The sequence below is a fragment of the Burkholderia sp. ABCPW 14 genome (genome assembly GCF_001523835.1).
Lineage (GTDB): Bacteria > Pseudomonadota > Gammaproteobacteria > Burkholderiales > Burkholderiaceae > Burkholderia > Burkholderia mayonis.
In genome coordinates this window covers 26,541-32,556 of sequence record NZ_LOVS01000211.1, presented here as the reverse complement: position 1 = coordinate 32,556, position 6,016 = coordinate 26,541, and the positions used below count along the sequence as shown (strand labels likewise).

The following is a 6,016-nucleotide window of genomic DNA, read 5'->3' as shown; positions in this document are numbered from 1 at the left end:
CGTTGGGCGATGCGATTCATGCGGTGCTGTGCGGCGCTGGCCACAACCTGCGGATGATCCTGCGCAACCTGCGGCTTTTTTACGCCCTGATTCTCGTCGCTTTGCTCAGCTTCCGAGCCGCTGCGCCATCGGCGGCATAGCTTCATCTGCGCGACAAAACGAATTGTTCAGGGCCGACTATGTAGTCAGCATTTCAATCGCAATGTCATTTTTTAATTAAGGATATTGAAATGAAAAAGATTATCGCTGTTATCGCTTCAACCTTGCTTCTGGCTTCGTCCTATGCGCACGCGGATACGTTGTGCACGTCGGGCACGATTAGCAAGCTCTTCATCGACAAGAACGGGGTCATGGAGGTCACCGTCGGCAACCTGTCTTACTTGAACGGAAACAAGGATGCGTATTCGCTCATCAATTCGGCATTCCTGATGGGTAAGCAATTCTACATTTATGCGAGTAATTGCCAGCCGGGCACATCGATGGGAGGTTTTGCCGTTCGGTAACGCAGGCCGATGAAGCAGATGGCTCGAGCGCGATTTCTGCAGTTCGCGTTGCGATGTCGCATGCCGGCCGGCGGGCACTGGCCGGTCGGGTACTTTGTGGCGATGCAGCGCGCTCGTGAGCGTTTCCTGGCGAGGCAGAATAGACGGAGGGCGTCGTCGGCGGCGCAAGCCGGGGCGTTCGCGCACGCCTGGAAATGAAACGGCCCGCGGCGCTTGAAAGTGCCGCGGGCCGCCGGATCTCGTCGCCGCCGCGACCTGCGTCACGCGGCGGCGACCACGCCGCTCATTCCTCCGCCGGCCGCGTGTGCGTGTAGCGGTTCAGGATCGGGATCATCTGCGCGTAGACTTTCGGGTTCGCGGCGACGATTTCGCGCTGATGCAGGAAGTCGGAATCGCCCGTGTAGTTGCCGACGAGGCCGCCCGCCTCGGTGATGAGCAGGCTGCCCGCCGCGACGTCCCATACGTTGATGCCTTGCTCGAAGAAGCCGTCGAGACGGCCCGCCGCGACGTTGGCGAGGTCGAGTGCGGCCGCGCCCGGGCGGCGCAGCCCTGTGCAAGCTTGCGTCATGTCGGCGAAGAGGCGCGCGTACGCGTCGAGGCCGTCCTTCTCGCGGAACGGAAAGCCCGTGCCGATCAGCGCGTCGGCGAGGCGATCGCGCCGTCCCACGCGGATGCGGCGGTCGTTCAGATACGCGCCGCGGCCGCGCGTCGCGGTGAAAAGGTCGTTGTGGTTCGGATCGTAGACCACCGCTTGCGTGACGACGCCCTTGTGCGCGAGCGCAATCGACACGCAGTAGTACGGGAAGCCGTGGATGAAGTTCGTCGTGCCGTCGAGCGGATCGATGATCCACTGGAATTCGGATGCGTTGCCCGACTCGCCGGATTCCTCGGCGAGGATCGCGTGGTCCGGGTAGGCGGTTTTCAGCGTTTCGATGATCGCGTCTTCCGCTGCCTTGTCGACTTCCGTCACGAAATCGTTCTGCTGCTTCTTGCGGATCTCGATCAGATCGAGATCGAGCGATGCGCGATTGATGATCTGTCCGGCGCGGCGAGCGGCCTTGACAGCGATGTTGAGCATGGGATGCATGGGCCTGAATCCTGAAGCTGGCGACGCTAGGCCGCCACGAGTGAGTGGTGATCGAACCAGCGAAACGACACCGGGCGCGCATGAGGCGGCAGGCGGGCGTTTCGCCGACGGAAGACGAATTGGCAAAGAGCGGGGTGCGGGCCGAACAAGCAGCGTGGGCGCCGCATCGAGAGTGCAATTTTACCCGACTCGCGGCGCTTTTTTGCGAAACGGCAGCGTATACCGTTCGATTGGCCGTTCGGACGAGTGGGTTTGTCCGCGAGTTGGCGATACCATACCGGCATCCCGATTAGTCGAATGAACGTCTTGGAATCTCAGCAAAAACCGTACGCGCCGTCTGCCGGCGCGGCCCCATCCCGTCCGGCGCGAACCACGCGCGGCGGGTTTACGTCGACGCGCTTCGTGCTCGTCGAGCCGAGTCACCCCGGCAACGTCGGCGCGGCGGCGCGCGCGCTGAAAACGATGGGCTTTTCACGCCTCGTGCTCGTCGCGCCGCGCGTGCCGCACGTGCAAAGCGATCCGGAAGCGCTCGCGATGGCGAGCGGCGCCGACGACGTGCTCGCGTCTGCACACGTCGTACCGACGATCGCCGATGCGCTGAACGGCGTGCAGTGGTCGATCGCGCTCACCGCGCGTTCGCGCGAGTACGGGCCGCCGCGGCTCGCGCCGCGTGCGGCCGCGGCGAGCGCCTGCCGTCAGTTGCAAACGGGCGACATCGCGCTCGTGTTCGGCAATGAGCGCACGGGCCTGTCGAACGAGCATGTCGAGCGCTGCAGCGCGATTGCGCACATTCCGGCGAACCCCGCGTACAGCTCGCTCAATCTCGCGCAGGCGGTGCAAGTGCTCGCGTACGAGTTGCGCGTCGCGCTGCTCGAAGACGACGAGTCCGTCGTGCCGCGGGACGCCGCGCTCGGCACGCTCGCGCAAAGCGACGAGATCGAGCGGATGTTCGTTCATCTGGAGAATGCGCTGATCGCGCTCGAATTCCTCGATCCCCGCAATCCGAAGAAGCTGATGCCGCGGCTGCGGCGGCTATTCGCGCGAACGGGGCTCGAGCGCGAGGAGGTGAACATCCTCCGCGGGATCGCGAAGCACATTCTGCTGAATGCGGGCGGCGCGGAGGCACGCGCGGGCGCCGCGGGCGACGACGGGGACGGGGACGACGCAGGCGCCGGGCGAGACGAGTGACGGCGGAACGCGCCGGCTCGCCCGCCGGCGCGCTATACCCGCGGTCGCCGCAGGGAGAACGCGGCGGCCGCTGCGCGCTCGTGACGGCCGTTCTACAATCGAGCGCACGTCATAAGCAAAGCTGTCGAAACGATAAGGGCTCCGCCCGGCGGCCGCGCACCGGGTTTTCTTCTTCCATCGTCACCACCATGTTCACGAGACTTCGCGAAGACGTCGCCACGATCCGCGAGCGCGATCCCGCCGCCCGCAGCGCCTGGGAAGTGCTCACGTGTTATCCGGGGCTGCACGCGCTCGTGTTCCATCGGATCTCGCACGCATGCTGGCGCTCGGACTGGCGCTGGCTCGGCCGGTTCGTGTCGCAGATCGGCCGCTTCCTGACCGGCATCGAGATCCACCCGGGCGCGACGCTCGGCCGGCGCGTATTCATCGATCACGGGATGGGCGTCGTGATCGGCGAGACGGCTGTCGTCGGCGACGACTGCACGATCTACCAGGGCGTGACGCTCGGCGGCACGTCGCTCACGCGCGGTGCGAAGCGTCACCCGACGCTCGAGCGCGGTGTGATCGTCGGCGCCGGCGCGAAGGTGCTGGGCGGCTTCACGATCGGTGCGGGGGCGAAGATCGGCTCGAATGCGGTCGTCGTGAAGCCGGTGCCGGCAGGCGGCACGGCAGTCGGCAATCCGGCGCGGGTCGTGATGGCGGCCGATGCGAAGCGCATACCCGAGCGCACCGCGTTCTGCGCTTACGGGATCACGCCGAACGCCGACGATCCGATGTCACTTGCGATTCACGGCCTCATTGATCATGCGGCGAAGGAAGCGCAGCGGGTCGACGAGATCGTAGCGGCGCTCGAGCGGCTGGGTGCGCATCTGGACGCGCTGCAGGGGGCGGACGGTGCGCGGCTCGATTTGCGTCGCCTGTCCGCGGCGTTCGAGGGCAAGGCGCTCGACGGGAAGGCGATCGAGCGCTGAGTCGTGCGCGGCGCCGAGCGTGTCGTGATCGACGCGCTGCGTGTGCGATCTCGCTGCGCGCGTTCCGTTATGCGCCGTAATACTCGGGTGGGTGCGACGAGGCATCGGCATCGCATTCGATGCGCACTTGTCCTGGAGCGCCTTGGGCGCTTGCCTGCGGCATCGTTCGTCGCGTTTCCAACGCGGAGCGCGAGCGCGCTGCGTGGCTTGGCGCTGCGTGACGGCGTTCGCGCGGTTGCCGACAGCCGAGGAGCCATCGTTCCATCCGATTCGACCGCGCGATGCTCAATCGAGCGGCAGCGCGCGAATCCCTTGTGCATCGACGCACAGATACCCGCCGCGGCGCGGTCCGTGGTCGAGTTCCCAGTCCGGTAGCACCCAGCGCACGCCGCCCGCTTCGACGTGCCTCGCCGGCTTGTGCGTGTGGCCGTGGATGATCGTGCGCGCGCCGCTGCGCCGAAAGAGGGCGGCGATGCCCTTGCGCGTCACATCGTAGCGCGGCGATGCGGGACGCATACGGCCGGCCTCGCTCGACGCGCGCATCCGCTCGGCGAGCGCGCGGCGCCACGCGAACGGCCACGCGAGAAAGAGCCGCTGTGCGACGCCGTTGCGCGCGAAGCGGCGAAACCATTGATAACCGCGGTCGGCCGTGCACTGCGCGTCGCCGTGCGCGAGCGCGATGCGGTTGCCGAACGCGACGACGATGGACGGATCCGGAATCAGGAGCGCGCCCGCCGCCTTCATGAAGCGCTTGCCGAGCAGGAAGTCGCGATTGCCGCGCATCACGTAGAGCGCGATGCCGCGCTCGGAGAACGTGTGCAGCAGCGCGGCCATACGGGCCGCGAACGGATCGTGATCGAGGATGTCGTCGCCGATCCAGTATTCGAACAGGTCGCCGAGGATGAAAACCGAATCCGCGCTGTCGGCCGTCACGCGCACGAAGTGCTCGAACGCGGCGACCGTGCGCGGAATCGCATCGCTCAGGTGCAGATCGGAGACGAACAGGAACGGGCGTGCCGCGTGCGCGAGCCCGCGCTCGCCCGGCACACCCGCAAAGACGCTTCGCGGCGGCGTTTCCTGCAGCATCCCGGCGCCTTGTCGCTCTACGCTACGTTCAGACCACGACGGCCTTCTCGATCACGACGTCGTCGTTCGGCACGTCCTGATGGAAGCCCTTGCTGCCCGTCTTGACGGCCTTGATCTTGTCGACGACGTCCTGGCCTTCGACGACCTTGCCGAACACCGCGTAGCCCCAGCCCTGCGGCGTCGGCGACGAGTGGTTCAGGAAGTCGTTGTCGTTCACGTTGATGAAGAACTGCGCGGTTGCCGAGTGCGGATCGTTCGTGCGCGCCATCGCGATCGTGTACGTGTCGTTCTTCAGGCCGTTGTTCGCCTCGTTGTCGATCGGCGCGTCGGTCGGCTTTTGCTTCAGGCCCGGCTCGAAGCCGCCGCCCTGGATCATGAAGCCGTTGATCACGCGGTGGAAGACCGTGCCGTCGTAGTGGCCCTTCTTCACGTAGTTGAGGAAGTTCTCGACCGACTTCGGCGCCTTCGCGTCGTCGAGTTCGAGCTTGATGACGCCGTGGTTCGTATGCAGTTCGACCATGATGATTCCTTTGATTGGGGAGGGTTCAAACGGCGCGCGGCCGCTCTGGACGACGCGGCCGCGCGGGAGGTTCGGGCTGGCTTATTTCGAGACGATCGTCGCCGATTCGATCACGATCGGCTTTTCCGGCACGTCGCGCATCGGGCCGCGCACCGTTGTCGACGTGGCTTCGATCTTCTTCACGACGTCCATGCCCGACACGACCTTGCCGAACACCGCGTAGCCGTTGCCGTCCGGATTCGGATAGTCGAGGCCCGCGTTGTCGACAGTGTTGATGAAGAACTGCGCGGTCGCCGAGTTCGGATCGCTCGTGCGCGCCATCGCGATCGTGCCCGTCGCGTTCTTCAGGCCGTTCTTGCTCTCGAGCGGGATCGGCGCGCGGGTCGGCTTCTCGTCGAAATTCGTCTTGTAGCCGCCGCCCTGGATCATGAAGCCCTTGATCACGCGATGGAAGATCGTGCCGTTGTACTGGCCCGCCTTCACGTAATCGAGAAAGTTGGCGACGGTCTTCGGCGCCTTCTCCGGATACAGCTCGACGCGGATGTCGCCCTGCGTGGTCTTCAGCTGCACGACGGGGTGCGTCGCGGCCGATTGCGCGAACGCGGGAGCGGTCGCGAGGAGGGCGGCGCTGCCGAGCGCCAGCAACAGACGTTTCATAACG

General features: G+C 65.7%; 7 protein-coding genes and 1 pseudogene. 4 read left to right on the top strand and 4 right to left on the bottom strand.

The features are described 5' to 3' along the window. Both WS62_RS37180 and WS62_RS31470 read left to right on the top strand, forming a co-directional pair. Positions 1 to 140: pseudogene (locus WS62_RS37180) on the top strand (IS5/IS1182 family transposase); the annotation flags it as partial. 90 nt (positions 141 to 230) lie between these two features. Beyond that, complete coding sequence (locus WS62_RS31470) at positions 231 to 503, top strand: hypothetical protein (RefSeq protein ID WP_066579393.1); 273 nt, start codon at positions 231 to 233, stop codon at positions 501 to 503. A 283-nt stretch (positions 504 to 786) separates the two neighbouring features. On the opposite strand, the gene WS62_RS31460 is transcribed toward WS62_RS31470, so the two are convergent. Next, on the bottom strand, positions 787 to 1,590 hold the full coding sequence (locus WS62_RS31460) for an inositol monophosphatase family protein (protein WP_066494546.1): 804 nt from the start codon (positions 1,588 to 1,590) through the stop codon (positions 787 to 789). A gap of 306 nt (positions 1,591 to 1,896) precedes the next feature. Between WS62_RS31460 and WS62_RS31455 the strand changes: the two genes are divergently transcribed. Then, entirely contained in the window at positions 1,897 to 2,778 is an 882-nt protein-coding gene (locus tag WS62_RS31455) for an RNA methyltransferase (protein WP_066579404.1), read from the top strand. A 188-nt stretch (positions 2,779 to 2,966) separates the two neighbouring features. Further along, on the top strand, positions 2,967 to 3,749 hold the full coding sequence (gene cysE, locus WS62_RS31450; protein WP_066579388.1) for a serine O-acetyltransferase: 783 nt from the start codon (positions 2,967 to 2,969) through the stop codon (positions 3,747 to 3,749). 285 nt (positions 3,750 to 4,034) lie between these two features. Here the strand turns inward: cysE and WS62_RS31445 are convergent, their stop codons facing one another. The 3 genes from WS62_RS31445 to WS62_RS31435 form a co-directional block, all read right to left on the bottom strand. After that, the gene (locus tag WS62_RS31445) at positions 4,035 to 4,835 is read right to left on the bottom strand and encodes a UDP-2,3-diacylglucosamine diphosphatase (protein WP_066579385.1); all 801 of its coding nucleotides are present in this window, start codon (positions 4,833 to 4,835) and stop codon (positions 4,035 to 4,037) included. A 28-nt stretch (positions 4,836 to 4,863) separates the two neighbouring features. After that, positions 4,864 to 5,355: a peptidylprolyl isomerase gene (locus WS62_RS31440; protein WP_066494537.1), complete on the bottom strand. Its 492-nt coding sequence runs from the start codon at positions 5,353 to 5,355 to the stop codon at positions 4,864 to 4,866. Between the two features lie 81 nt (positions 5,356 to 5,436). Continuing rightward, complete coding sequence (locus WS62_RS31435) at positions 5,437 to 6,012, bottom strand: peptidylprolyl isomerase (RefSeq protein ID WP_059471169.1); 576 nt, start codon at positions 6,010 to 6,012, stop codon at positions 5,437 to 5,439. Positions 6,013 to 6,016: the final 4 nt, after the last annotated feature.

Bases quoted from the DNA above. Each gene is read 5' to 3' on its own strand.
- WS62_RS31470 (WP_066579393.1), top strand. From the start codon at position 231: ATGAAAAAGATTATCGCTGTTATCGCTTCAACCTTGCTTCTGGCTTCG.
- WS62_RS31460 (WP_066494546.1), bottom strand. From the start codon at position 1,590: ATGCATCCCATGCTCAACATCGCTGTCAAGGCCGCTCGCCGCGCCGGA.
- cysE (WP_066579388.1), top strand. From the start codon at position 2,967: ATGTTCACGAGACTTCGCGAAGACGTCGCCACGATCCGCGAGCGCGAT.
- WS62_RS31445 (WP_066579385.1), bottom strand. From the start codon at position 4,835: ATGCTGCAGGAAACGCCGCCGCGAAGCGTCTTTGCGGGTGTGCCGGGC.
- WS62_RS31440 (WP_066494537.1), bottom strand. From the start codon at position 5,355: ATGGTCGAACTGCATACGAACCACGGCGTCATCAAGCTCGAACTCGAC.
- WS62_RS31435 (WP_059471169.1), bottom strand. From the start codon at position 6,012: ATGAAACGTCTGTTGCTGGCGCTCGGCAGCGCCGCCCTCCTCGCGACC.